Source organism: Marivirga atlantica, from assembly GCF_016734805.1.
GTDB classification, from domain to species: domain Bacteria; phylum Bacteroidota; class Bacteroidia; order Cytophagales; family Cyclobacteriaceae; genus Marivirga; species Marivirga atlantica.
This window is the reverse complement of sequence record NZ_JAERQG010000001.1, coordinates 1,604,270-1,629,171: the sequence shown is the minus strand read 5'-3', so window position 1 is coordinate 1,629,171 and position 24,902 is coordinate 1,604,270. Positions and strand designations below refer to the sequence as shown.

The window sequence follows — 24,902 nt, the reverse complement described above, 5'->3', positions numbered from 1 at the left end:
GTACTTCATAAAAATACTTTAAATGATTAATAAAGAGGAATTTAGAAAATTTGCCGTTAAAGGTGAGCGCATACCGGGCAGCCATGTTGACCAATATGTGCAGCAAGTTGAAAATATGACTCGCTCAGTTATTGAGGAGAGACCTACTAATTTTAGAGAAATTGATGTATTCTCGAGACTCATTATGGATAGAATTATCTTTTTGGGTATGGGGGTAGATGATAATATTGCTAACATTATTACAGCACAGCTTCTCTTTTTACAATCAGTAGATGCCAAGAAAGACATCAGTCTTTACATCAATAGCCCGGGAGGTTCAGTTTATGCCGGTTTAGGTATTTATGACACAATGCATTACATCACTCCTGATGTAGGTACCATTTGTACTGGTTTAGCGGCTAGTATGGGTGCGGTATTACTTGCCGGTGGTGCTGAAAACAAAAGATCGGCCCTTCCGCACGCGAGAATTATGATTCACCAGCCAATGAGTGGCATGCAAGGTCAGGCTTCAGACATGGAAATTTCGTTAAAGCAAACCTTGTCCGTTAAGGAAGACCTATACAAAATATTATCTAAGCATAGTGGTAAAACTTATAAGCAGATAGAAAAAGACTCTGACAGAGATTTCTGGATGCGCGCAGAAGAAGCCAAAGAATATGGCTTAATTGATGAAGTATTAGCGAAAAAGTAATGGCAGAAGACAACGCACAAGTTACCTGTTCGTTTTGCGGACGCAATAAGAAAGATGTTGACCTGATGATATCTGGTATACATGCTCACATCTGTGACAAGTGTATCGTGCAGGCACAGCAAATCTTACAAGAAGAAGTAAAAACGAAATCGAATTCGAAGGATCCAAAGTTCAACCTTATTAGACCAAAGTCTATGAAAGAGCATTTGGACAAGTATGTAGTGGGGCAAGATGAAGCAAAAAAGGTAATTTCTGTTGCTGTTTATAACCACTACAAAAGGTTGATGCAGAAGAAAACCAATGATGATGTGACCATTGAGAAATCAAACATCATTATGGTGGGTGAAACCGGCACCGATAAAACCTATTTGGCAAAAACTTTAGCCAAAATACTGCAGGTTCCTTTCTGTATTGCCGATGCTACTGTTTTAACAGAAGCTGGTTATGTGGGTGAAGATGTGGAGAGCATTTTAACGCGCCTACTGCAGGCAGCAGACTACAATGTAGAAGCTGCAGAACGTGGTATCGTGTATATTGATGAGCTTGATAAAATTGCCCGTAAATCTGATAACCCTTCTATCACCAGAGATGTAAGTGGTGAAGGTGTTCAGCAGGCTATGTTAAAGCTGTTAGAGGGCACATCCGTAAATGTACCTCCTCAAGGGGGCAGAAAGCATCCTGATCAGAAGATGATCAATGTGAATACAGAGAACATTCTTTTCATCTGTGGTGGTGCCTTTGATGGCATCAGCAAAGGAATTGCCTCAAGATTGAATACTACTCCTTTAGGTTTCACCAAGTCATCAGACGATGTGGAAGGTGAAATTGATAAGGATAATCTATTGCAGTACATCACTGCTCAGGATTTGAAAAACTTCGGTTTAATTCCTGAACTAATTGGTAGGTTACCTGTTCTTACACATCTTGATCCGTTAACATCTGAAACACTTAAGCTGATATTAACCGAGCCTAAGAATGCTTTGGTGAAGCAGTATAAGAAGCTTTTCGAAATGGAAGACATTGATCTCACTTTCGAAGATTCGGCTTTAGAGTATATTGTAAAGAAAGCCGATGACTTTAAATTAGGTGCCAGAGGTTTGAGATCAATCTGTGAGATTATTATGACAGATGCCATGTTCGATTTTGATGGCAAAGGTGAAGGTGGAAAGTTGGTGATTGACAAATCATATGCTAAAGAGAAGTTCGAGAAGTCTAAGTTTAAAAATCTACGAGTAGCCTAGATTCTATCGTATAAATTCTTGAAAGAGCTTTCACCAAAATTGGTGAAAGCTCTTTTTATATACCAATACCTGAACACGCCACAATAAATAGTCAACCCCTCCCCTAGATGTTTTTGGTAATAAATCACCTAATAATTCCATCTCAATTAAAAATAGTCAACCTCTCCTTTTGACAGCAACCATCAACTAAATTTTGGTCTTTTATACAATTTGCTTTCCAAACAAACGATTTCATGGAAAGACTAAAAGATAAGATAGCTATAATAACAGGCGGTGCTAACGGCATCGGTAAAGCTACCGCTAAGAAATTCATTAAAGAAGGTGCTAAAGTAGCCATATGGGATGTAACAGAAGAATCTGGCGTACAAACCTCAAAAGAATTAGGTGATAACACTCAATTCTATCAGGTAGATATCACCTCAGCTGAACAAATAGAAAGAGCTGCTCAACAAGTATTTCAGCATTTTGGTAGAATAGATATACTCATTAACAATGCCGGTATCACAAAAGATGCTACTCTTGCCAAAATGACAATTGACCAATGGCAACAGGTTATAGATGTAAATCTCAATGGTGTATTCCTTTGTACCAAATTGATTTCCCCTTATATGATTGAACAGGCTTATGGAAGGATTGTCAATGCTTCATCAGTAGTTGGTATTTATGGCAATTTTGGCCAATCAAATTATGTTGCCACCAAGTCAGGGGTAATAGGAATGACCAAAGTATGGGCGAAAGAACTAGGTAGAAAAGGAATAACGGTAAATGCTGTTGCTCCAGGATTTATTGCCACAGAGATGGTAAAGAAAATGCCTGAAAAGGTCATCAATATGATGGAAGGAAAAACTCCTCTCGGAAGATTAGGTAAGCCAGAAGAAATTGCAAGTGCATACGCTTTCTTAGCATCTGATGAAGCTTCATTTATCAGCGGTACTACCTTAAGCGTAGATGGGGCTGTAACCATCTAAAATTCATCCTTTAAATTCTAGCACCCTTATTTTGGGGCACTAATAAAAAATTATGAGAAAAGCAGTAATAAGTGGAACAGGCTCTTATGTACCTAAGCGATTATTGAAAAATGAATACTTTAATGAACTTCTGGGTGAAGATGTGGATACCTGGTTACGTGAAAACCTTACTATCGAACAACGCTACTGGTGTGATGATGATGAATCCACTATTGACTTGTGCGAAAAAGCAGCTACCAAGGCATTAGAAAGTTCAGGGATTGAGGCAAAGGATTTAGACCAAATTATCATTTCCACAGATACTCCTGAATATATATCTCCTGCCACTGCTGCAGTTTTACAACATCGCTTAAAGGCCCACGGAGCAGGTACATTCGATCTAAATACGGCTTGTGCCGGCTTTGTTGCTGCAATTGACACAGCCTCTAAATATATTTTAGCCGATAAGCAATACAAGCATATTTTAGTAATTGGTGCATATGCTATGAGTAAATTTCTTAATAAACAAGATAAAAAAACCGTAACACTTTTTGCTGATGGAGCGGGAGCAGTTATACTCAGTGCAGAGGAAAATACAGAGAGCGGGTTTCTGAATGCTCATCAGTTTACACAAGGCCAATACCATGACTGGATGGGTATTTACGCTGGAGGATCAGGGTGCCCAACTACTAAGCAGGTAGTGGATGAAGGTAAACATCAACTTCAATTTGTTAAGAAATTCCCAAAAGAACTAAACCCTACAATGTGGACTGAAATGAGCCAGAGAATGGCAAGGGAAGCTAATATACCTGTAAGCAAGGTGAGCAAATTCTTTATGACTCAAATCAATATCAACAGTATATATGAAATGTTAAATAACTTAGGTCTAGAGAAAGACAAAGCCAAGTACATTATGCATAAATATGGCTACACTGGGTCTGCAGCAATTCCAATGGCCTTAGATGAATCGGTCAGAAATGGGGAAGTTAAAAAAGGTGATATCATCTTTTTGATTGGATCAGGAGGTGGGCTTTCGTTTGCCGGAGCTGCCTTTCGTTTATAAATTGTCTTCATAAAAATAAACTCAATTTGAAATATATCTTCCTTATATATAGCCAAAACATTGTAGCTAATGGCACAATCATACTTTTATGCTTATATGCCTTGGCTGTTATCTATTTTGTAATTAAAGGTTCAGGAAAAACAAGGACTATGAATGACTATGCCACTGGAAGTGTGCAGTTTTCACCATCCTTCATAGGCTTATCACTTGCTGCTTCTATTACTAGCGCGGCAACTTTTATAATCAATCCAGGTCTTATCGGCACATATGGTATCAGCGGATTCATTTCTTATGGCTTGGCACTACCTATCGCAGCCATATTCTCCCTCGTGCTGCTAACGAAAGGATTTAGAAAATTCGGCAGTAAGGTATCGGCACAAACCATGGCGCAATGGATGGGCAACAGATATGGAAGTAAAAATTTTGCCTTATACTTCGCATGTCTCTCTCTCCTATTGATCACCTTTATTGTACTGATATGTGTTGGTATCAGTCAGGTATTATCAAAAGCACTGAATATAGAAGCTATTTATGTATTATCCGGTGTGATCGTTTTCGTTTTCGGATATATGATGTTCGGAGGAGCAAACTCAATGGTATATACAAATACTATTCAAGCCTTTGCTATGCTGCTAGTAGCTATATTATTAATAGGTTCAGGCTTTGAATACCTGGAAGACGGGGTAAACGGTTTTATGCAAAAACTGAGAAATATAGACCCTATATTGACTAAACCACTCAATCCGCAAAGCCCACTCTTTCGTGATTATTTCGAGATTATCTTTTGTCAAATGGTGGTGGGTATTGCTGTTATTTGCCAGCCACATATTCTCACTAAATCCCTCCTGCTGAAAAAAGAAACTGATGTTAACCGATATTTAATCGTAGGTGGAATAGTTCAGTTTCTATTCTTTTTAGTAGTTGTAGCGGGTTTATATGCTCGAATTGAATTCCCGGAATTATTAATCAATGGAGAGAAGATAGCTCCAGATGGACTGATTTCCACTTATGTAGTCACAAAATTCCCGTTTTATATGAGCATCATTATTATATTTGGTCTCATTTCAGCTGGTATGTCTACATTAGAAGGGTTGATTCAAAGTCTTTCAAGTACAATAACTTCGGATATAATTATGAAGGTAAGTCCTACAAGTATTCAGGAAAAATTGGCTGTTCCGCAGAATGCCATCATGATCAATAAAATAGTAATTATAATTTTAGCTATTGTTTCATTTATCTTCTCATATCAGCAATTGATAAACCCCAACATGAGCGTGGCTATTTTTGCTCAAAATGGCGTTTATGCGTATTTCTCCAGTGCTTTCATTCCCGTATTGTTTGGTATGTTTTTACCTCGAACAAATGTTAAGGCTGTTTATGCTGCTGCAGCTACAGGTTTGCTTGTGCACTTCGGTATTTATTATGGAGAATTAACTCCCTATATGCAAGCTACTGTAAAAAATCCCGCTATAGGATCTGCAATAGCAATACTAAGTTCTACAGGAATCGGCTTGATATTATACAAGGTATTACCTAAAAAACAATTAATATGATTTGTGACTGGTTTAATAAATGGAGCCTATACTGTCCTGAAAAAACAGCTTTAACAGAAGTTGACAGTACCACCAGTTTCACCTATAAGCAATTAAATAATGGTACAAACTGGCTTTGCCACTATTTTAAAGATAGGCACAATTTAACAAAGGGGGATAGAATACTAGTTCTTGCTGATTTTCATGCTGAATATGTCAATTTACTAGGTGTGGCACAAAAGGTAGGGATTATTATAGTTCCTATTAACTTTAGACTAAGCGCTACTGAAATCTCATTTTTAGTAAAAAATTCTGATCCGAGCTTAATCGTTGTTGCTTCACATTACAAACATTTGCTATCTGAAGTTCCTTATTTAGCAGAACATAAACTACTTGAATTCGAACAACTTCAAGTGCTTCTTCAGGAGAATTGTGATGAAGCATATGATTTTCCAGCAGAAGAATTAGAAGAAAATCATCCTGCATTTATTTTATATACATCTGGAACAACTGGAAAACCAAAAGGAGCTATATATTCACATGGTATGATGCTATGGAATAGCCTTAATACAGCTATTAGATTGCAAATAAATTCCGATGATGTCAATTTAAATGTAATGCCTCCCTTTCACACAGGAGGCTGGAACGTACTTACCGCTCCCATTTTGCATTTTGGAGGTACACTCATAATGATGCCAAAATTTGAAGCCGATAAAGTATTACAGACACTGGAAAAGGAAAAGGTTAGCATATTTATGGCAGTTCCCACTATGGTACGGCTTATGAGAGAAAGTGCAGTTTTTGAAAAAATTGATTTTCAAAGATTACGCTATATGATTGTGGGTGGGGAGGCCCTGCCTGTTTCTCTAATTGAAGATTGGAGCCAAAAAGAAGTGTTAATAAGACAGGGTTATGGATTAACAGAATGTGGACCAAACATTACTTCTTTAGAAGCTAATGATGCTATTAGAAAGAGGGGATCAATAGGATTCCCCAATTTCTACCTTCAAACAAAACTTGTTAATGAATCAGGAATAGCTGTTGATAAAAACGAAAAAGGTGAACTTTGGATCAAAGGACCTATAGTGACACCTGGGTATTGGAGAAATCCTGAAGCCACCGAAAAGGCAATAGTAGATGGATGGTTTAAAACAGGAGATATTCTCCTAAAAGATAAGGAAGGTTATCTCTATGTAGTTGATAGAATCAAAAACATGTTTATTTCAGGAGGTGAAAACGTTTATCCTGCTGAAGTAGAACAATGCATACTTAAGCATGAAAGTGTAAAAGAAGTTTGTGTTGTAGGAGTTCCTGATCTTAAATGGGGGGAGGTAGGCAAGGCTATCGTAGTTTTTAAAGAAGCAAAAACAGACATTTCAGCAATTCAAAATTTCTGCTTACAGCACCTGGCTAAATTTAAAGTACCCAAGTATTTCGAAGTAATGAAAGAGCTACCTAAAAATGATACAGGTAAAATTGATAGAAAACTATTATCAGCAACTGACGAAGTGAAAAGCACTCATCTAACTTAAAGAAATCTGGGTATATCAACTGCTCATGGCTCCTGATTTGTCTGAGTTGTGTGTTATTTCTGTTTGCTATTCAACTTTAAAATAGATTACCTTTAAAGGGTGTCGATTTAATATAATTATCATATTTTAAATACTTGAAGAAACAAAAGCTCAAAAAGTTTAATGAATTTATAAGTGGATTACTTCCACACGAAACCACCTATCTACTTAATATACAGCAGTTTGTAGATTCAGAAAACTTAACAATTCTTAAACAAACTCATGAGCTTGTAGCTGGCACCATTAACCAACCCATTTTTTCTACTCACATCGACAAAAGAAAATACAGCCGATTGATGCGTTGGATAGATGACAATTTATCTAAAGCGGATGTAGACATTGAATTTGATGCGCTCATTGTATTAGAGCAAAAATTGATGAAAGACGCAATCAGTACTGAAGATGAGCATCAGCTCTTAAGTTTTATCAGAAATACTGACACTACGCATTACTACTTCATGAAGCGGTTCGAACTAGCCATGCATTTATTAAACTATTTGCTGGTGAGGATGAGGCACAAGGAATATAATGAAGCAGTTTCATTTGTTAATAAATACAAAAACACTTACGATCATTGTAGATGGGTTTATGGTAGAATACAAGAAGCTACTTATGATATCACGAACCAATATACTTTTAATGATAAGGAATCTAAGCAATGGGAACATTGGTTACTGACCATTTTTAGAGATCCTATGATCGATGGTATGAACAGATACTACGCCCTAGTCCGGCTCATATTTCTGTACTACAATTATAATCAGCAAGAGAAAATGGAAAGTCTTTTTAGCGAGGTTGAGCCATTACTTGAATCAGGTCAATTTTACAGTAAAAGGATACTTATTAATTATTACGGAAACAGGCTTCTGTTTCATAGTAAAGCAAACCAATTAGACCTTGCTCAAAAATATGGTTATTTATCTGTTAGAGTAAAAAATAGTGATTACTTACACTATATAAATAATTTAAACACCGTTCTACTTAAAAAAGGGCAAATAAAAGAGGCCCTTGTATTAATGCGACAAGCTTTTCCTGAAGCCAATAAAAGTCCTAATTTTCACCATAGAGTTAGCTTTGTTGCCTCTTACGTACGCTGCCTTACAGACTCAGGTGAAATTGCCAAAGGAATTACCCATGCTGAAATTTTTCTTAATGCATTTAAGAAAGAATTGATGGAGCATAGATGGCATTTCTTTTTCACAATTTATTTCAGGGCTTTACTTTTAAATGGACAGTATAGAAAAATTTGTCAAACTATTTCAAAGTACAAACTACTTGAAAAAGAAGAGAAGTATTTACAAAAAATCAAATCAGTAGCAACCTTAGAATGGTACAATAACGCAGCCTCTTATAAGTCTGAAAAAATAGAGTTCGATGAACTACGGACATTTGTAAAATCATTTTTACAGATATACGATAAAATTAGTAATAGAAGCAAGGCTGTAAATGAACTTTTAGATGACACTAAAAGAGTCATCCCTGAATTATTTTAACTAATAGTCACCCCTCCCTCACATAATTTTTATACAGTTATATTAAAGAAATAGGCCATAGTTTAAATTTTAACTCTAATAGTCAACCCTATTTTTATACCATACTGTAATTGCTTTGAATATAGCTTTCATAGTTTAGCGTATACAATTTTTAACAAAGCAAATTCTGTTAAGAACAATGTTTTCAAAATATAATTTCAATAGAGGAAGCTTAGCAATCGTAGCTTTTTTAAGCCTGATTTTATTTATGAATAGTCCAAAGAAAGTAACTGCACAAGGTCAGTTTGAAAAACTAGATTATCCCTTCCAGATGCATGAAGTGTCAGTTGTAAGTGACATGATCATGGCCTATGCTGATGAAGGCACTTCTAATAAAGAAGTGGTTTTATTCATTCATGGTTTAGGCAGCTATGCTCCAGCTTGGAAATACAATATTAAAGAATTATCAAAATCATTCAGATGCATAGTTGTTGACCTAGTTGGTTATGGCAAGTCTTCTAAAGGACAGTATGAAGCAGATATGACTTTTCACGCGAATAATCTATTTGCGTTAATGAAGTCCCTAAATATTTCAAAGTTTAATATAGCCGGGCACTCTATGGGTGGGCAAATTGCCATGCATATGGCTATAAATAGACCACAGCAAATTAAAGGCCTTGTGCTCCTCGCTCCTGCTGGTATAGAAACATTTAATGATCAACATAAGACTTTACTCATAAATGCATCTACACCTGAAGCCATTGCAAGTATTTCCGATGAACAATACAAAGCTAATTTGGCGCTCAATTTTTATAAAAAGGATGATAAGTCTGACTTTATGTATACCGATAGAATGCTCATAAAATCAGATCCACAATTTAAAGAATATTGCTATGTAGTGTCCAAGGGAGTAGAAGGAATGCTTAACGAGCCAGTTTTTAAAAACCTAGATGCAATCGTTTGCCCTACTTTAATTATCTACGGATTACAAGATCAGCTCATTCCCAATCGCTATTTGCACCCTGAACTTACAACAGAAAAAATAGGGCTGTTGGCCAAAAAAAACATAAGTAATGCCTCATTAGAGTTTGTTGATAAGGCCGGTCACTTTGTCAATTTTGATCAGCCAGAAACAGTCAATAAACTCATTTCTAATTTTTTGAATAACTGAATAAATCTAATAAACCATGAAAAAAATCACTACTATATTAAGCGTGGCGTGTCTGTTTTGGACGGGCATTGCCTTCGCACAAAACTCTACTACTATTAGTGGAAGAGTATTAGATGGAGATAACGATGATGCTTTACCAGGTGTTAACATCAATATTAAGGGAACACAGCAAGGTGGTACCACCAAAACGGATGGTACTTTTGAGATTACAACAAGTAAAAACGATGTAATCCTAGTTTTTAGTTTTATTGGTTTTGAAAGCAAAGAGATTAGCGTAAATGGGAGCTCGAACCTTGGAGATATAGTTTTAAAACCTTCATTGGTTTATTTAGCTGATCAAGTAGTAGTTTCAGGAACCAGAAGAGCTGAAAAAATAACTGAAACGCCCGCTACTATACAGGTAATTGACTCAAGACAGATTTCTGAATTACCCTCTTTCAATCCTGGTGAGTTATTATCAAGAGTAAAAGGTGTTGAATTTATTCGCTCAGGTGTAATAGGCACAGGAGTAAATATCAGAGGTTTTAACAGCAATTTTAATTCGAAAAACTTGCAAGTGAATGATGGTCGATTCGCCACGCTTATAGCAACCGGTTTGCCATTAGGTCCATTATCCACCTTCGTTAAAGAAGATATAGCCCGAGTAGAAGTAATATTAGGTCCTAATGCAGCATTATATGGCCCTAATGCTCACAATGGACTTGTAAATACAATTATGAAAGACCCAAGGACTTCCGAAGGAACAACCATTGCTTTAGGAGCTGGCAACCAAAACATGTTTACTGCCAGACTAAGACACGCACAAAAAATATCAGATAAACTAGCCTTCAAAGTATCAGGCGAATACACAAGAGGAACAGAGTTTGAGTTTGCCGATTCAGTCTACATTACCAGACTTGATGGTGATAATAATCCGTATTTCGATGGATATGAAGAGCTAGAACTTGATAATGACTTTGAATTTTTCAAAGGAAATGCCTCTCTAGTCTATGAAGTAGCCGATAATGCTGAATTAGTTGCTACCTGGGGTGGAAGCAGCAGTACCTATTTAGCCCCTACTAATGTAGGTAGAAACCAAATTAAAGATTGGAAAATTAATCACTATACATTGAAATATATTTCTGATCATTGGTTTGCACAAGCTTATTTAACCACCAGTAAAACAGACTCTACTTATGCTATCGATGAAAGAACCAAGCAATATTATAGAGGAATAGACGCAGGCCTATCAGATGCTGAAGCAAGAGGTGAGTTTTCTTATCAAAGTGGTGCTTTATTCGTAGATGATTCAAGGAGAGTAAATGCTGAAATACAATATAACAATGGTTTTGGTAATCTAGATTTTGTAATTGGATCGCAATATCAAAGAGATATGGCCAACAGTCATGGAACTTATTTATTGGATGAAGATGAAAATGATTTCATCACTATTAACCAGATTGGCGCTTACGCTCAATTAGATTATAAATTAGGCAATGGTTTTAAATTAACCGGTGCAGCCAGAGGTGATTACCATGAAGTATATGAATTCAATTTCGTTCCGAAAGCTGGTATTGTAAAGTCATTTGAGAATGGTGCTGCCAGGCTAACTTATAGCAAGGGAATTGCCGCTCCTACTATTTTAAACATGTACGGAAATTTATTTAATGGATTAATTTTAGGCAATGCTGAAGGATTCACTTTGACTGATGGCAGTATGGTTGAAAAACAAAAAGTAGAAAAAATACAGACCATAGAAGTAGGCTATAAAGGTAAACCGACAAAGAATTTATTTCTTGATGCCAATGCTTATTATAACATTTCTGAAGATTTCTTAAGCCCTGTAACTGTTGTTGGTGTGGCAACAGAAAGAGGTGATCAACCTATGTCAGAAGTACAAGATGGTTTTGGTGCCTATGGAGGGCTTGTTGCTACTTACATCAACTTTGGGAAAGTCAACACTTACGGTTTCGATCTTGGTATTAACTATGCTATTAATAACACGCTGAGCTTAAATTTTAACTATTCATATTTTGACTACAGCGTTGATGAAAATAATCTGGAGAACGACTTCAATGGTGACAGTGTAGTTAATAAACTGGATATTTTGGTTAATGCACCTAAGAATAGAGCTGGTTTTGGACTCACCTATTCTGGTAAAAAAGTATTTGGCACAGTCTTCACCAGATGGGTGGAAGAATATGATTATTTCTCAAGCTTCCAGATTGCTGCTAAATCACAACCTGAGTTAAGCTATAGAGGTGTTCCTATTGTAGCTGATGCAAGAAGTGCAGACACATGGAACTATGGACCGCTAGGAGGTTTCGTAAATGTAGATGTTAGTTTAGGTTACCATATCAATGATATGTTTACCATTTCAGGTCAGGTAACTAATTTATTTGATTCAGAATTTAGAGAATTTACTGCTTCTCCGTTTATCGGTAGGTTGGTTAATTTTGAGTTTAAGATTAACCTTCCTCCTGTGGGTAGTAAATAAAAATATAGTTTGTTTCAGGATTGAAGGGCAGCCGAAAGGCTGCTTTTTTTATTGCTATTAGTTTTTACCCGTAATATCTTTACCGATTTTCTCATACTTAGCCTTCACACTTTGGGGCATCCCTCTCGCTCCTATTGATCCTTCAATGTCAAAACCATTTGGCCAGAAATAGCCTAGTATACCAATCACCTGCTCATCAGCTTTAGCGAGTGTGTAGTAATTATCCGCCACATCATCCATCTGATCTAGCGCTATATTGCCATAATCACCATGCGCCCAATTAATATAATGCGTATCCATGATGATCACTATCCTCTGATCAGGATTTGACATTTTAGATTTCAAGGTCTTCCAATTTTGCTGAAAATCAGGATCAGTAACAGGATTTTTAATAAAATAGCGATCAAAACCTATCCAATCAACAGCTTCAGGTACTCTCAAATCAGTTAAAGAAGGATAAGCCTCAATGATGAGTAAAGGAATTTCAGCTTTGTCTTCTTTTAAAAGTTCAGCTACAGTATTCAATTCATTAAAGCTTATACCGTTCCAGGTTGGCTCCTCCCCTATGTAAAAAGCGGCCATATAAGTGGTATCCAAAATGCTTTCATTCAAATTTTTAAATTGATTCCACCTTTGCTCATAATCGGCACGAAGATTATAGTTGGCGCCAGAAGGGCTATTGACATCCACCAGTTCAAAGAACAATTCATTGAAATGAAAAACTGCCTTTAAGTCAAGGTTAGAGAATTGCTGTACTCTTTGAACTAGGTTATCATCAGGGGTTACTACCAGCATATCAGCTAGGTTACTGAAGCTATGGATTTCATCAGCATAGTTGGTTTTTGTATCAGCATCTGTAGGATCATCCCAATAGGTATCAATTATAGTGAAACCAAAATATTGGAGATGTGCATTATTGGTTGGTTCCGATACAACGGGTTCTTCCTCACTTTGGCAAGCGGTAAAGAATAACAGAATAAATATTAAAGCGAATGAAATTCTCATATCTCCAAAAAGTTACTGTGAATATAAGCATTTGAACGACTTAACTATGAAAAGGGCTTCCATATCATAAAACAGAAGCGTTAAAAATTTTCAATCTCAGCTTTCAGTTGATAATTAAATTGATTGAGGAGATGACTGAATTACTGATTGTGCTGATTTCATCTGATCAATTTACCCATTCGTGTGGGGTTGTTGGTGACAACACCAACAAATAGAAGCTTATCTATTCAACTTCTGCTATTCCCTTTTCCAACTTCTGGATGATGATTGGTCTGCAGAGGGAAAGTCATCCGGAATTGCTTGCGTTACTTCTCCGGTGGCAGCCCATTCCGCTCCTCGCTGAAAAGTAGTGATAAAGCCTACACATTCCATAGCATAATCAAAATGCCCTAAGGTGGTATGAAAGATTCGCCCCTTGCCATAGTTGATAGCCATCAGTGTGGGCACATGCCGTCCACTACCCTTTAATACAGGCTCCCAGGGTTGTTGATTTTCTACTGAATCGGAATAAGCAGTGGCCAGGATGGTGGCATGCTCAAATGGGCCGCGCATCCGATCATAAAGTTCATCTTTAGTGTGGAGCCAATTCTGCGGTAAACCCTTCATAATGGGATGCTCCGGCTCTCTGCTCGTAATGAGGTATTCATGTTCCAAACCGTGCGACCCAGCCACCCCTTTTGCAGCATCCTTTTCAATTTCACCCTCATCATTATAAAAAACATAGGGACCGGAAGTACTATCACGACCTCCCCAGGCACCCATACCGATCATTTTGTTGTATGCATCCCATTGTCCCCAGGCGTTATTGGCTGCGTGTACCACAAGCAGACCGCCCCCTTGCTCCATGTATTCCTCAAAATTGCTTTTGGTATTTTCAGGCCATTCAGCGGCCATAAGCCCCAGGTTCAAGACAACTAAATCGTATGGACTAAAATCAAGTGTGAAATTTGACTTTTCAGGAGGCTCAGCAGCAATGATATGTTCAGCCGAATCTACAGGAAATTCATGGATGTATTTTGTTAAAGTACCTGCCCTGTTGGGATTGTATTTAATGCCTAACCAAAGGCTATCGGTATGTTTAAAATCCACCTCAAACAGAGCTGTTTGTTCCAGGTAACTAGCCATCATCCTGCTTGATTTGGGCCACATATAATGGTTATTCTGCCCATCGATAATCAGCGCCTTCAGTTTTGTCTTTGATGTTTCTTTATGCTTTCCCTCACTGCACGACATGGCAAAGACCAACACGGAAAGAAGCCAATAAAAATTTAGTTTGCTCATAACATTATTTCTAAAGTTTTACATACTGTGCAAATCGGGCAGGGTAGGCTTAATGTCTGTTATTTTACAGTGTTTTTTATTTCTTTAATAGTCTAATTCTCTTTCCCACTTTCCCCGGTATTCCATTTCAAAGTGTTCGTAGGTTCTTTGTTTGTCCTTCAATGTTTCTTTAATAAATTCTTTGTCAATTCCTTTTTCTCTTTGATCAAAATAAGTGACTGTATCAGTCTTTGTCATTAAGATTGCTGGTTCTAAATTAAAATCTGTTACCTGTTCTGTTTGAACATAGTAGTAGGAGTTTGATTCTGGGTCAAGAATAGACTCTGACTTTTTCGTATAAACTATTTGAATAAAGTCTTTATCACTTAGATGATAATAAGTGTAAGTGAATCCATATTCTCCACATGTCATGGAGTCAATTGCCAGCCCGGCATTTGGTAATGAATACCTTCTAATTGTTCCCCAACAATCACCTGCTCCATACTCATTTAAACTATCCATTTTCATTTTAGATAATTCAAATGATCCAAATATTGGTATATCAAGGTTATCTGTTTTGTAAATTGTCTGTGTCGGCTTTTCAATCGGTTTTGTAGTGGAATCAACTTTTTGTATCTGTGTCGTACTTTCGCTATTCTCTGTCTTTGTATTTGGTTGTGAATTACAAGACCAGAGCAAAAAAACTATGATTATTAAATAAATACTTTTCATTTAGTTTCTTAAAATGAACAATAACGTCCCCGCTATGAAACGTGTCCCGAAAGGCATGTTTTATAGCGATTGTTGTGCTTTCTTGCTTTTTTCTTTTTCGTCCTTGCGTTGGCTGAGACATACTCTTTGTCAAGCTTTGATTTGTGCCGCGTCTTTGCGCAGCTTGGCAATGTGTGTGCCTCTTGAGATATGGCATTAAAAGTCATTTCATCAATTCTTTCGACTAATGATTTAAGCTCTACTCTTCATCATCATTTTCCTGCCAATCATCTGAGACTTTCTTCCAATCAACGTCTCTTTTAACATCTCTACCTTTTGAGTCCTTTCGAGTCCAAACATCCCAAAAATCAGGATCATCAGATTGAGGTTGATTATTAAAGGGCAGATCTCTAACCTTCATTAAGATTGGCAATTCAGAGGCCCATCCCAAGAGAATAGCCTTTTGGGAAGGCAAAGAAGGTAATTCACGTAAAAGCCCTCTGAAATTGTCAGGTAATAATCTTCCGACTAATTCTTGATCTCGATCATTGCTTATCCGATGAAGAATAAAACTATTGCATTGAGAAAGTACAGTTGGCGATAACTCTGATGGACGTTGAGAGGATAAAACTAAACCCAATCCGAACTTTCTACCTTCGCGTGCAATTTTCTCAAATACTTTGGTGCATGTTGATGAGGAATTACCGTCAGAGCTATCATTATATCTTGTAATAAATGAATGTGCTTCTTCCATGACCAGCACTGAAGGAAGAGTTTTTTTGTTTATTTTTCTATATCGTTGCAATGCTTCAAACACAATTCTTGCTATGACTGAAGTTGTAACATGTGTTATCTCAGCAGGAACCAGAGATAGATCAATAATTACTATAGACTTTTTATCACTTTCTCCGATATAATTTTCCAGCCATTTATCCAATTCAATTTCAATTTCATCGCCAATAACAGCGTCCATCCTTGAATCAGCCAGCATTGTTCTAATTCTGGCAATCAAAAATTCCAAATACTGCTCGTTACCTGTTTCTTGTGCTAAAGCTTCTAAATAGTTTAGAAAATCACCTCCATTAAAAGGAATGGGAACATCTTCATTTTTTGGAAATATTTCTTTCTCATCACCTCCTAGAGAGATGAATGTATCTCGTGTTAGATTTATTAATTCTTCAATCTCTTGATTAGTAAATACTGGATAATTAAAGCCTCTTCCATTTTCCCAAGGTATTTTATGACTTCCAATAGATTCACCTATTGATTCATTAAGATCATTAAGATTTTGATCATCTAGGTCAAATGCACTCAATGACAGATTCCATCGTTCAAGTTTTTCAATGAAGTTTTTATTTGCTGGAAATTGTCCGCTGTAGGGTTCACCTCTGTTTTCAGATGAGATTAAAGATTGAAGTAAAATCCCCGTGAACTTTTTAGCTCGAAGGTTTGGGTTATCTTCAAATTCCATCTCCTCATTTCGCATTGCTCTTAATGCCCTTTTAAGGATAGGCAGTTGAGCTCTTGTACTTGCTTGAGTGAATGAGCTCCATTCCGCACTATTCCACATCCATAAAGGCACTTCCAATTTGTTCTTTTCATCTCCTACCCTGTAAACTTTTGCATCTTCTCCAAAAGCTTTAGAATATTCTCCGTTGGGATCAAGTATAATAAACCTCGCATTTGGGTTGTCAGCAGAGTCAGTTGCCTCCAATGACCATTGTATAAGTCCAGCAACGGTACAAGATTTTCCACTACCAGTATTTCCAAGAATAGCAAGATGTCTCCCAAATAGTCGATCAGGGTCTATTTTAACTTCAGCGTTTGCAGTAAGAGGGCTATTCCCAATGTAAACACGTCTGTTTGAACCCGATTCAACAATAGACTTGAGCTGTAAGTCTGTTGGAATTAAGACTGGAGACCCTATACTGGGAAATGAATGAACGCCTCTTTGAAATTTAAACTTCTCCTCTGCATCCATTTTGAGAATTCCCAATGGCGCAACTTTCATCTTCCGTATTGGAAAAGGTAAATCTATTAAACCATAATCTTGATAGCCCTTGCGTTTGGGGAAAGGAGATCGCTCAATATTAATCCATTCAACTTGGCAAACTATATGACCACCTTCATTTGGAATAAGAACGTAGCTGTTGATCCGTGGAAATTCCCGAGGTACACCAGCATTAGCAGCAATCCCATCGGGGGCTTCTAAATCAAGTTGAACTTTGATATCGTCCGGTGCTATATATTCTACAACCCCAATACGTAGGTCTGCATGATTTTCAACCGGTGACCTACTCATGACCTTCTGGTTTTTCTTGTTCGGGACTTTTCTCCTCAATGGATTTAACTGTAGCTCCTCTGGCCTTAAGAAGGTCGGCCATTTTATATGTTGTACGATCTATAGCTGGTTTAGGGAGATAGTTGTCAACTAATGTCTTAAGGTCGCCAAAATGACTTCCTATTAATAATGAAATCTGTACAGGTCGTTTGACTTTTGTGTAGAAGCGTTTTATTCGATCACCTACGTCATCAAAAGCAATTATCACTAAATGTGTTGACGGTATAGTGAGCATATCGTTCAAAACACGGTTTATATGATCATCTCCAAAGCTATATCCATATGTCACGACTGTTGAATTGGGTCTTATAACGGCACTAGCAAAATCTCTAAATAATTCAACGTACGGATATTCAGCTGTTTCTCTATCCTTGGAAGAGTTTGGGTAAATCATTAAGCTACCTTCTTTGATATTGTAGGTGCTAATTTCTTTTGCACCATATGGCAATGCGAATCTTTGTACGATTCCATCATTTTCTGTCCAATCCAAAGAACCGTGAAGCTTTGTAAAATTTACTACTCCTTCTAAATATCTTGGTTCACCACGTATTCCGGGTGGATTATAATGTATGTCAATATTAAGGCGAGATGACCTAAAAATGGGAGATACACTTCCAACAAACCGATCAATTAAATGTAAACCAGCTAATTCTGCTCCAAACTCTAGAATCCGGTCGTAGTTGATAGTAAATAAGTTCAGCCTCTCTCTTGTAGCAATTCTACTAGCAAAGCTCAGCATGAAATTCATTAAATACTCCGCTGCTTCTTCACTGGTTGAGTTTACAATATTTTTCTCAGCTTCTAAGACATTATTAGCAAAATCAATAATGCCATCGTTCAGTTCTTTTTTTAAAGTCTCAAGTTCCTCAATTAAATCTTCAAGTTCATCTTCCTCGCTTACATCACACAAATAGATTTCAAGCCCTCTTACCAGATCATTAATAGTTCGTATTTGGTCTTCTATGTTAGGTTGGTCACCTCTTCCTGCTTTTTCGGCTGCTTCTTTGGATTTGACATTGATTTCATTCTCAAATACAGATAATTCAATATTTCCCATTCCCGCTCCAGCTGATCCATTCGATAAATAATGTACTGCTGAAGAAATCCCAGCTCCGGTTAGTAATGATAGGTGTTCACTTTGGCATAATGCTGTAAGCCAAGGTTCAACTTCTTCTCTTAGTTTTAGTGCGTCTGGTTCATCTAAAGACGTGGGGATTTTGTAGTCTCTGAGCTTTATGATATGTTTTCCTTGCCAATTTTCAGCTGTTTCGGCCATAGTCTTGTTCAATTATATTTAGGCTTTATCAGCCTTTTTTGATTCTAAAATATCAACATTCTTGTCGAGCGTTTGCAAAAAAAAACAGGATCTTTTGGTTTTACAGTATTGACTTTGCGCTTCGGCAAAACCAAATGTGCCTGTTTGTGTGTTGGCCTTTTCCGCATGAAGCACAACACCCAAATATAGCAACCAAGTTACTTTATCCAGCTTATATATTTTCTTAACCGATTGAAAGCGTTTGTAAACGAATGTTGTCGTTTAGCAGAGGGGCTTTGTATCGGTTTTGGTTAAACATGCAATGAAACTACACATTTTGGCTATATGAAGCAAGTATGAATGTAATGGTTATTGCGAGCCTGTCTGTCACCGACAGAGAATGAAGCAATTTTCTGATAAAAGAGTAAGATTGCTTCTCATGGCGCTCTCGACTGAAGTCGAGATACGACATGATCGCAATGACGAGAGCTCAAAAAAGATTGTCCCAATCTCTATCGGGACAATAACTGATAACCAATAACTAATTGAGCTCGCCTCTTAGTGCATAGGCCTTGCGCATTTTGTTGATCATAGCAGCTGACTCTTCAAAATACAAAGATTGCTGTCCGTCACTCATGGCTTTTTCAGGGTCCGGGTGTAGCTCATAAATTACGCCATCGGCTCCGGCCATAATGCCTGCCAACGCTACCGGCTCCACATGTTTTCTGATCCCTATACCATGTGATGGGTCAATCACCACAGGCAAGTGTGATTTGTCTTTCAGTACAGGAATCGCGTTGATATCCAATGTGTTGCGGGTCATGTTTTCAAAAGTTCTGATGCCGCGTTCACATAAAATCAAGTCTTCATTGCCTCCACTGAAAACATATTCAGCAGAATATAAAAGCTCTTCTATAGTGCCGCTCACCCCTCTTTTGATCATCACAGGTTTATCAACCTTGCCCAATTCATCCAGCAGGTTGAAGTTCTGGGTATTCCTGGCGCCTACCTGGTAGATATCAATATAATCGTACATCTCCTCCACCTGCGATACCTGCATTACTTCGGTGATAATTTTGATGCCTGCTGCTTTGGCTTTTTCGTACCACATTTTTAAGCCGTCCATGCCTAAACCACGGAATGAGTAAGGCGAGCTTCTTGGCTTATAAACACCTCCACGCATAATTTTCACATTGTTCTCCACCAGATGTTTGATCACCGCATCTACCTGTTCTTCACTTTCAATGCTGCATGGACCTGCCATCAGTGCAAAATCATTTTGGGAGATTACATCGCCATCGCGTAAGCTAATTTCTGAAGGACTCACCTTCCATTTCTTTGACACCAGCTGGTAATTGTCGGACACTACATGAACATCCTTCACGCCCTTGAGCTGTCCGATATTCCTGATGTCTACATCCTTATTTTCAAGTGCCACCAGGTAAAAGCCTTTCTGGGTTTGCACCTCACTCACCGATTTGGTGTACTGCCCGAGGCTGCTGATCAGTTGATCTTTTTCGCCTGCTGCTATATTTTTTTCTAATTGTAAAATCATTTTTTAAGTATTTAGTAGCTAGTATCAAGTAGCTAGATTGTTTCACTCCTATTAAGGTTATTTATTGCTGCGCATCAAGGATATGAAGTCTTTTACGCTTTGCTCCAACTTATCAGGATCGAGTGCGCGTAGAAAGGCACTGCCTACGATGGCGCCATCAGTAAACTGATTTACCAGCCTTAGAGCCGGATAATCCGAAATGCCAAAACCTACCATTTGCGGTGTTTTCAGCTTCATGTTTTTTATGCGTTGCAGATAAGCAGTCTTTTCAGGACTTTCCTGCCAGCTGCCCCCGGTAGTGGCTGCGCTGCTCACCATATAGATAAAGCCTCCGTTGAGTTCATCAATGGCTCTGATGCGCTCTTCTGAAGTTTTTGGCGTAATCAGAAATACGTTTTTCAAGCCGTACTTATCAAAATAAGGAGCAAACTGCTTCTGGTATTCCAAAATAGGCATATCAGGAAGAATGAGGCCATCTACTCCTACTTCAGCACATTGCTTGCAGAATTTCTCTGTTCCGTATTTGAGCACATTGTTACAGTATCCCATCAGGAAAACGGGCTTATCAGTAATTTGCCTTAAGTCCTTCAGCTGCTCAAAAAGCAGGTTCAGGTTCATACCATTTTCCAATGCCTGGTGACTGGTTTGCTGTATGGTTTCTCCATCAGCCAAAGGATCAGAATAAGGGATACCAATTTCAATGATATCGGTATCAGTTTCATTCAGCGCCTTTATGATGGTTTGGGTATCATCCAACTTCGGGTAGCCTGCCGTAAAGTAAATCGTCAGCTTATCTTTTTCCTGCTGCCGGAATATATTTTCTATTCTATGTAACATGATTTTTTAGAGTCTAGAGTTAAGATTCAAGAACCAAGAATTCTTAAATCGTAAATCTCAATTCGTAATTCGTAATTAATAGCTTCCGTGGTTGATATAAGTCTGCAAGTCTTTGTCTCCCCTACCAGACAGGTTGAGCACCACCACATCGGATGCTTTGAAATCAATTTGACTTAAAGCGGCTAGCGCATGAGCCGATTCCACCGCAGGAATAATACCTTCCAGTTTGCTCAGTTCTACGCCTGCCTGCATGGCTTGCTCATCGGTTACATATTTAAAGATGCCTCGTTTACTTTTAAACAAATGTGCGTGTAAAGGCCCAATACCAGGATAATCAAGTCCTGCCGAGATGGAATAAGGTTCAGTCACCTGCCCATCTTCCGACTGCATCAAAAGCGTTTTCGATCCATGCAAAACGCCATCACTTCCTTTAGCGGTGGTAGCAGCAGTTTCTCCACTATCCACTCCATGGCCGGCAGCTTCCACACAGATCAGCTTAACATCTTCCTCATTCAGGTAATGATAGAAAGCACCAGCGGCATTGCTGCCACCACCCACACAAGCAATCACATAATCAGGATTATTCTTGCCTTCATGCTCCTGCAGCTGATTCATCATCTCCTCACTAATCACTGACTGAAAACGCGTTACCATATCCGGATAAGGATGTGGCCCCACCACAGAACCAATAATGTAATGTGTATCTTCTGGATTGTTGATCCAGTAACGCATGGCCTCATTGGTGGCATCTTTCAAAGTCTTGCTACCTGAACGTGCAGGTTCCACTTTAGCGCCTAAAATCTTCATGCGCTCTACATTGGGCTTCTGGCGCTCCATGTCTTTTTCGCCCATGAAAACAGTACATTCCATTCCTAAAAGTGCACAGGCCGTTGCGGTGGCTACCCCATGCTGACCTGCTCCTGTTTCAGCTATAATTTTCTTCTTGCCCAGCTCTTTTGCCACTAAGGCCTGCCCTATGGCATTATTGATTTTATGCGCTCCGGTATGGTTCAAATCTTCCCTTTTCAGATAGATTTTCGCGCCATACTTTTCACTAAGCTTCTTAGCCAGATATAGCGGTGTAGGTCTGCCTACATAATCTTTAAGCAGCAGTTTGAATTTTTCCTGAAAATCAGGTTTAGTCATGATGTCCAGATAAGAATTTCTGAGTTCTTCTATATTTGGATGCAGGAGTTCAGGGATGTATGCTCCCCCGAAATCACCATAATATCCATTTTCGTCTATTGCTATTTTTTGAGCCATTTCAATTAGTTTAATGTTGTCTGTTTTATCTCTTTTAAAGATTTGACTAATTCCTCTACACGGTTAATATTTTTAATACCAGGCTTGGTTTCAAGCTGACTGTTAAAATCCAGGGCTTCCAATTCTGGGATATCAAGGGAAACCGCCTTTTCAACATCATCGGGTGTTAAGCCTCCACTTAGAAAGAAGGGGGTTTGATGGTCTATGTCCTTTAGTACATTCCAGTTGAACTTCCAGCCATTGCCTCCACGGTATTTTCCTTTGGTATCGAATAAGAAATAGTCAACCTTCCCTTCAAAAGGTTTCAGTTGCGCTTTGTTAAAGTCATCTCCCACACTAATGGCTTTAATGACTTCAAGCCCTGATGCGCTTAATTTTTCAACATATTCCGGACTTTCATCTCCGTGCAACTGAACGATGGAAAAGTAACCTCTCTCCTTAAAATCGAGGATGATGTCAATTTCTTCATTCACAAATACACCAATGCGCTTCGTTTTTCCGAAATCGAGCTTAATGATGCGATCCATTTCATGAGCTGCTGTAAATCTTTTGGAGCCTACAAAAAAGATAAACCCCAAATAATCAGGCTGGTATTCAAGTATCTCCTTCACATTAGGCAGGTACCGCATTCCGCAAATTTTTACTTTCGGTGTTTTAACTTTAGTCTCCATTATATATTAGTTTTTGGTTATTCTTATTTGTTGCGAAAACTTCTGGCAAGCTTTAGCAGGATTGGTGTTCTTCATAAAAGTAGTACCAATCAGGAAGCCTTTAAAGCCAAGCGTTTTTAGCTTTAGGTAATCCTCTGAAGTTTTAATTCCGCTCTCTGCTATCTTCACATATTCATCTGGGATTTTACTATATAAAGCTTTCAGTCCTTCCAGATCAGTTTTAAAAGATTTCAGATCACGGCTGTTTACTCCCACTAAATCCACATAGTCGCCCAGATGTGAATTGATCTCCTCTTCATTATGTACTTCCAGCAGTACTTCCATTTTCAATTCATGGGCCAGTGCCGCTAATTCTTCCGCTTTAGCCCTGTCGATAGCTGCTGCTATTAACAAAATGGCATCTGCTCCATTGGCTTTAGCTTCATATACCTGATAAGAATCAATCATGAAATCCTTCCTGAGAATCGGGCAGAAGTTGAATTTTCTGGCTGTCTTTAAATCTTCTAAATCACCTCCGAAGGATGGTTTATCAGTCAAAATAGAAAGTGCACTGGAGCCAGCCTGCATATAGCCGATGGATGTTTCTTCTACCTTTGCATGTTGGTTGATGATTCCCTCAGAAGGCGACTGTCTTTTAAACTCAGCAATAATCCCGGTTTTATTGGGGTCTAGCAGGTATTTCTTTAAGGAAACAGGAGTGGCTTCGAAATAAGTTTGTTGCTTTAGCAGTTCAACCGGATAAAGCTTCTTTCGCTTTTCAACCTCTTCCTTTTTATAATTGATGATCTTTTCTAGTGTATTCATTAGTTGCTATACTTCATTAAGTAATAAGTTGATAATAAGTTATTTAGGCAGCCATTAATTTCTTAAATATTGACAGTGCCTTTCCTGATAAGATAGCCTCTTCCGCCATTGACTTACCTTCTTCCAGAGTTTCGCATTTACCGGCAGTTTGTAATGCCAATGCTGAATTAGCATAAACAACTGATTGCTGCTCTGAATTTCCTTTGCCCTCAAGTATCGTGGTAAATATTTTGGCAGCTTCTTCAATGGAATCGCCCCCTGCTATTTTTTCAGCATTTACTTTATTCAGCTGGAAATCACTAGGCTTTACAATCTGTTCGCCCTTGTTGGTAAATACTTTAGTTGAGCCGGTTAGTGAACACTCATCATAACCATTAAGGTCATAAACGATACTAAAGTTGGCATCAGTTTCCTGAAATAGGTAATTGTAGATTCTGGCCAACTCATGATCGAAAACGCCCGCAAGTTGCTTCTTCGGTTTGGCAGGATTTACCAAAGGACCGAGCATGTTAAAGAAAGTTTTGATGCCTAATTCTTTTCTGATGGGTGCCACGAATCGCATAGCCGGATGAAACTTTGGGGCATGTAGAAAGCAAATTCCAGAAGTTTCTAATTGCCTTTCCAGCTCGCCTTGTTCATTGGTGAATTCATAACCAAAGTGCTCCAATAAGTTTGAGCTTCCGCATTTTGATGAAACGCCATAGTTACCATGCTTTACCACATGCTGACCGCAGGCCGCCACCACAAAAGCTGAAAGCGTAGATATGTTAAAAGTGTTTTTACCATCTCCTCCGGTTCCGCACAAATCCATACCATCATAAGCACTTAAATCAATAGGCATGCAAAGCTCCATCAAAGCGGCTCTAAAGCCAGATAATTCATCAACAGTAATAGGACGCATCATGTACATCGCCATGAAAGCTGCCAGGTGGGAATTATTGAATTCACCCTGCCCAATTCTGGTAAGGATATCCTGAGCCTCTTCTTTACTCAGCGTATTAAATCGTGATAATCTGTTAAGTATTTCCTTCATTTT

At 38.2% G+C, this 24,902-nt stretch carries 20 protein-coding genes; 9 read left to right on the top strand and 11 right to left on the bottom strand.

Going from position 1 to position 24,902, the window contains the following annotated elements; translation table 11 throughout:
- The first annotated feature begins 22 nt into the window (after nt 1–22).
- The 9 genes from JKP34_RS07415 (at nt 23) to JKP34_RS07375 (ending at nt 12,164) form a co-directional block, all read left to right on the top strand.
- Nucleotides 23–691: a ClpP family protease gene (locus JKP34_RS07415; RefSeq protein ID WP_236664915.1), complete on the top strand. Its 669-nt coding sequence runs from the start codon at nt 23–25 to the stop codon at nt 689–691.
- Nucleotides 691–1,932, top strand: coding sequence for an ATP-dependent Clp protease ATP-binding subunit ClpX (clpX, locus tag JKP34_RS07410; protein ID WP_201919232.1), 1,242 nt, complete (start codon nt 691–693; stop codon nt 1,930–1,932). The genes JKP34_RS07415 and clpX overlap by 1 nt, the downstream gene beginning before the upstream one ends.
- 233 nt (nt 1,933–2,165) lie before the next feature.
- Entirely contained in the window at nt 2,166–2,900 is a 735-nt protein-coding gene (gene fabG / locus JKP34_RS07405; protein WP_201919229.1) for a 3-oxoacyl-ACP reductase FabG, read from the top strand.
- Between the two features lie 52 nt (nt 2,901–2,952).
- Nucleotides 2,953–3,942, top strand: a complete 990-nt coding sequence (locus tag JKP34_RS07400) for a 3-oxoacyl-ACP synthase III family protein (protein ID WP_201919227.1) — start codon at nt 2,953–2,955, stop codon at nt 3,940–3,942.
- Between the two features lie 26 nt (nt 3,943–3,968).
- Complete coding sequence (locus JKP34_RS07395) at nt 3,969–5,495, top strand: sodium/pantothenate symporter (RefSeq protein WP_236664914.1); 1,527 nt, start codon at nt 3,969–3,971, stop codon at nt 5,493–5,495.
- Nucleotides 5,492–7,006, top strand: coding sequence for an AMP-binding protein (locus JKP34_RS07390; protein ID WP_201919225.1), 1,515 nt, complete (start codon nt 5,492–5,494; stop codon nt 7,004–7,006). Before JKP34_RS07395 ends, JKP34_RS07390 begins: the two co-directional genes overlap by 4 nt.
- A 134-nt stretch (nt 7,007–7,140) precedes the next feature.
- Nucleotides 7,141–8,538: a hypothetical protein gene (locus JKP34_RS07385; RefSeq protein WP_201919223.1), complete on the top strand. Its 1,398-nt coding sequence runs from the start codon at nt 7,141–7,143 to the stop codon at nt 8,536–8,538.
- Between the two features lie 247 nt (nt 8,539–8,785).
- Nucleotides 8,786–9,688 (top strand): alpha/beta fold hydrolase, encoded by a 903-nt coding sequence (locus JKP34_RS07380; protein ID WP_201919221.1) that lies wholly within the window; start codon nt 8,786–8,788, stop codon nt 9,686–9,688.
- Between the two features lie 16 nt (nt 9,689–9,704).
- A complete protein-coding gene (locus tag JKP34_RS07375; RefSeq protein ID WP_201919219.1) occupies nt 9,705–12,164 on the top strand; it encodes a TonB-dependent receptor in 2,460 nt (819 codons plus the stop codon).
- A gap of 57 nt (nt 12,165–12,221) precedes the next feature.
- Here the strand turns inward: JKP34_RS07375 and JKP34_RS07370 are convergent, their stop codons facing one another.
- From JKP34_RS07370 to trpD, 11 genes are all read right to left on the bottom strand, one after another.
- Nucleotides 12,222–13,169, bottom strand: a complete 948-nt coding sequence (locus JKP34_RS07370; RefSeq protein ID WP_201919217.1) for a hypothetical protein — start codon at nt 13,167–13,169, stop codon at nt 12,222–12,224.
- A gap of 237 nt (nt 13,170–13,406) precedes the next feature.
- The gene (locus JKP34_RS07365; RefSeq protein WP_201919215.1) at nt 13,407–14,450 is read right to left on the bottom strand and encodes a ThuA domain-containing protein; all 1,044 of its coding nucleotides are present in this window, start codon (nt 14,448–14,450) and stop codon (nt 13,407–13,409) included.
- Between the two features lie 84 nt (nt 14,451–14,534).
- Nucleotides 14,535–15,128: a hypothetical protein gene (locus JKP34_RS07360; RefSeq protein ID WP_201919213.1), complete on the bottom strand. Its 594-nt coding sequence runs from the start codon at nt 15,126–15,128 to the stop codon at nt 14,535–14,537.
- Between the two features lie 271 nt (nt 15,129–15,399).
- Nucleotides 15,400–17,442 carry an ATP-binding protein gene (locus JKP34_RS07355; protein WP_201919211.1) on the bottom strand — a complete coding sequence of 681 codons (2,043 nt, stop codon included), beginning with the start codon at nt 17,440–17,442 and terminating at the stop codon, nt 15,400–15,402.
- Entirely contained in the window at nt 17,435–18,769 is a 1,335-nt protein-coding gene (locus tag JKP34_RS07350) for an SIR2 family protein (RefSeq protein ID WP_236664913.1), read from the bottom strand. The genes JKP34_RS07355 and JKP34_RS07350 overlap by 8 nt, the downstream gene beginning before the upstream one ends.
- A gap of 508 nt (nt 18,770–19,277) precedes the next feature.
- Nucleotides 19,278–20,291 carry a 3-deoxy-7-phosphoheptulonate synthase gene (gene aroF, locus JKP34_RS07345; protein WP_201919207.1) on the bottom strand — a complete coding sequence of 338 codons (1,014 nt, stop codon included), beginning with the start codon at nt 20,289–20,291 and terminating at the stop codon, nt 19,278–19,280.
- A gap of 57 nt (nt 20,292–20,348) precedes the next feature.
- Nucleotides 20,349–21,128, bottom strand: a complete 780-nt coding sequence (trpA, locus tag JKP34_RS07340; protein ID WP_201919205.1) for a tryptophan synthase subunit alpha — start codon at nt 21,126–21,128, stop codon at nt 20,349–20,351.
- Between the two features lie 75 nt (nt 21,129–21,203).
- Nucleotides 21,204–22,391 (bottom strand): tryptophan synthase subunit beta, encoded by a 1,188-nt coding sequence (gene trpB, locus JKP34_RS07335; protein WP_201919203.1) that lies wholly within the window; start codon nt 22,389–22,391, stop codon nt 21,204–21,206.
- 5 nt (nt 22,392–22,396) lie between these two features.
- Nucleotides 22,397–23,062 carry a phosphoribosylanthranilate isomerase gene (locus JKP34_RS07330; RefSeq protein ID WP_201919201.1) on the bottom strand — a complete coding sequence of 222 codons (666 nt, stop codon included), beginning with the start codon at nt 23,060–23,062 and terminating at the stop codon, nt 22,397–22,399.
- A gap of 6 nt (nt 23,063–23,068) precedes the next feature.
- On the bottom strand, nt 23,069–23,866 hold the full coding sequence (gene trpC / locus JKP34_RS07325; protein WP_201919199.1) for an indole-3-glycerol phosphate synthase TrpC: 798 nt from the start codon (nt 23,864–23,866) through the stop codon (nt 23,069–23,071).
- 43 nt (nt 23,867–23,909) lie between these two features.
- Entirely contained in the window at nt 23,910–24,899 is a 990-nt protein-coding gene (gene trpD, locus JKP34_RS07320) for an anthranilate phosphoribosyltransferase (RefSeq protein ID WP_201919198.1), read from the bottom strand.
- Nucleotides 24,900–24,902 lie beyond the last annotated feature (3 nt).

Coding starts and splice junctions, on each gene's coding strand:
- trpA (WP_201919205.1), bottom strand. CDS start 21,128: ATGTTACATAGAATAGAAAATATATTCCGGCAGCAGGAAAAAGATAAG.
- JKP34_RS07390 (WP_201919225.1), top strand. CDS start 5,492: ATGATTTGTGACTGGTTTAATAAATGGAGCCTATACTGTCCTGAAAAA.
- clpX (WP_201919232.1), top strand. CDS start 691: ATGGCAGAAGACAACGCACAAGTTACCTGTTCGTTTTGCGGACGCAAT.
- JKP34_RS07365 (WP_201919215.1), bottom strand. CDS start 14,450: ATGAGCAAACTAAATTTTTATTGGCTTCTTTCCGTGTTGGTCTTTGCC.
- JKP34_RS07375 (WP_201919219.1), top strand. CDS start 9,705: ATGAAAAAAATCACTACTATATTAAGCGTGGCGTGTCTGTTTTGGACG.
- aroF (WP_201919207.1), bottom strand. CDS start 20,291: ATGATTTTACAATTAGAAAAAAATATAGCAGCAGGCGAAAAAGATCAA.
- JKP34_RS07355 (WP_201919211.1), bottom strand. CDS start 17,442: ATGAGTAGGTCACCGGTTGAAAATCATGCAGACCTACGTATTGGGGTT.
- JKP34_RS07380 (WP_201919221.1), top strand. CDS start 8,786: ATGAATAGTCCAAAGAAAGTAACTGCACAAGGTCAGTTTGAAAAACTA.
- JKP34_RS07400 (WP_201919227.1), top strand. CDS start 2,953: ATGAGAAAAGCAGTAATAAGTGGAACAGGCTCTTATGTACCTAAGCGA.
- trpD (WP_201919198.1), bottom strand. CDS start 24,899: ATGAAGGAAATACTTAACAGATTATCACGATTTAATACGCTGAGTAAA.
- JKP34_RS07330 (WP_201919201.1), bottom strand. CDS start 23,062: ATGGAGACTAAAGTTAAAACACCGAAAGTAAAAATTTGCGGAATGCGG.
- trpB (WP_201919203.1), bottom strand. CDS start 22,391: ATGGCTCAAAAAATAGCAATAGACGAAAATGGATATTATGGTGATTTC.
- JKP34_RS07370 (WP_201919217.1), bottom strand. CDS start 13,169: ATGAGAATTTCATTCGCTTTAATATTTATTCTGTTATTCTTTACCGCT.
- JKP34_RS07415 (WP_236664915.1), top strand. CDS start 23: ATGATTAATAAAGAGGAATTTAGAAAATTTGCCGTTAAAGGTGAGCGC.
- fabG (WP_201919229.1), top strand. CDS start 2,166: ATGGAAAGACTAAAAGATAAGATAGCTATAATAACAGGCGGTGCTAAC.
- trpC (WP_201919199.1), bottom strand. CDS start 23,866: ATGAATACACTAGAAAAGATCATCAATTATAAAAAGGAAGAGGTTGAA.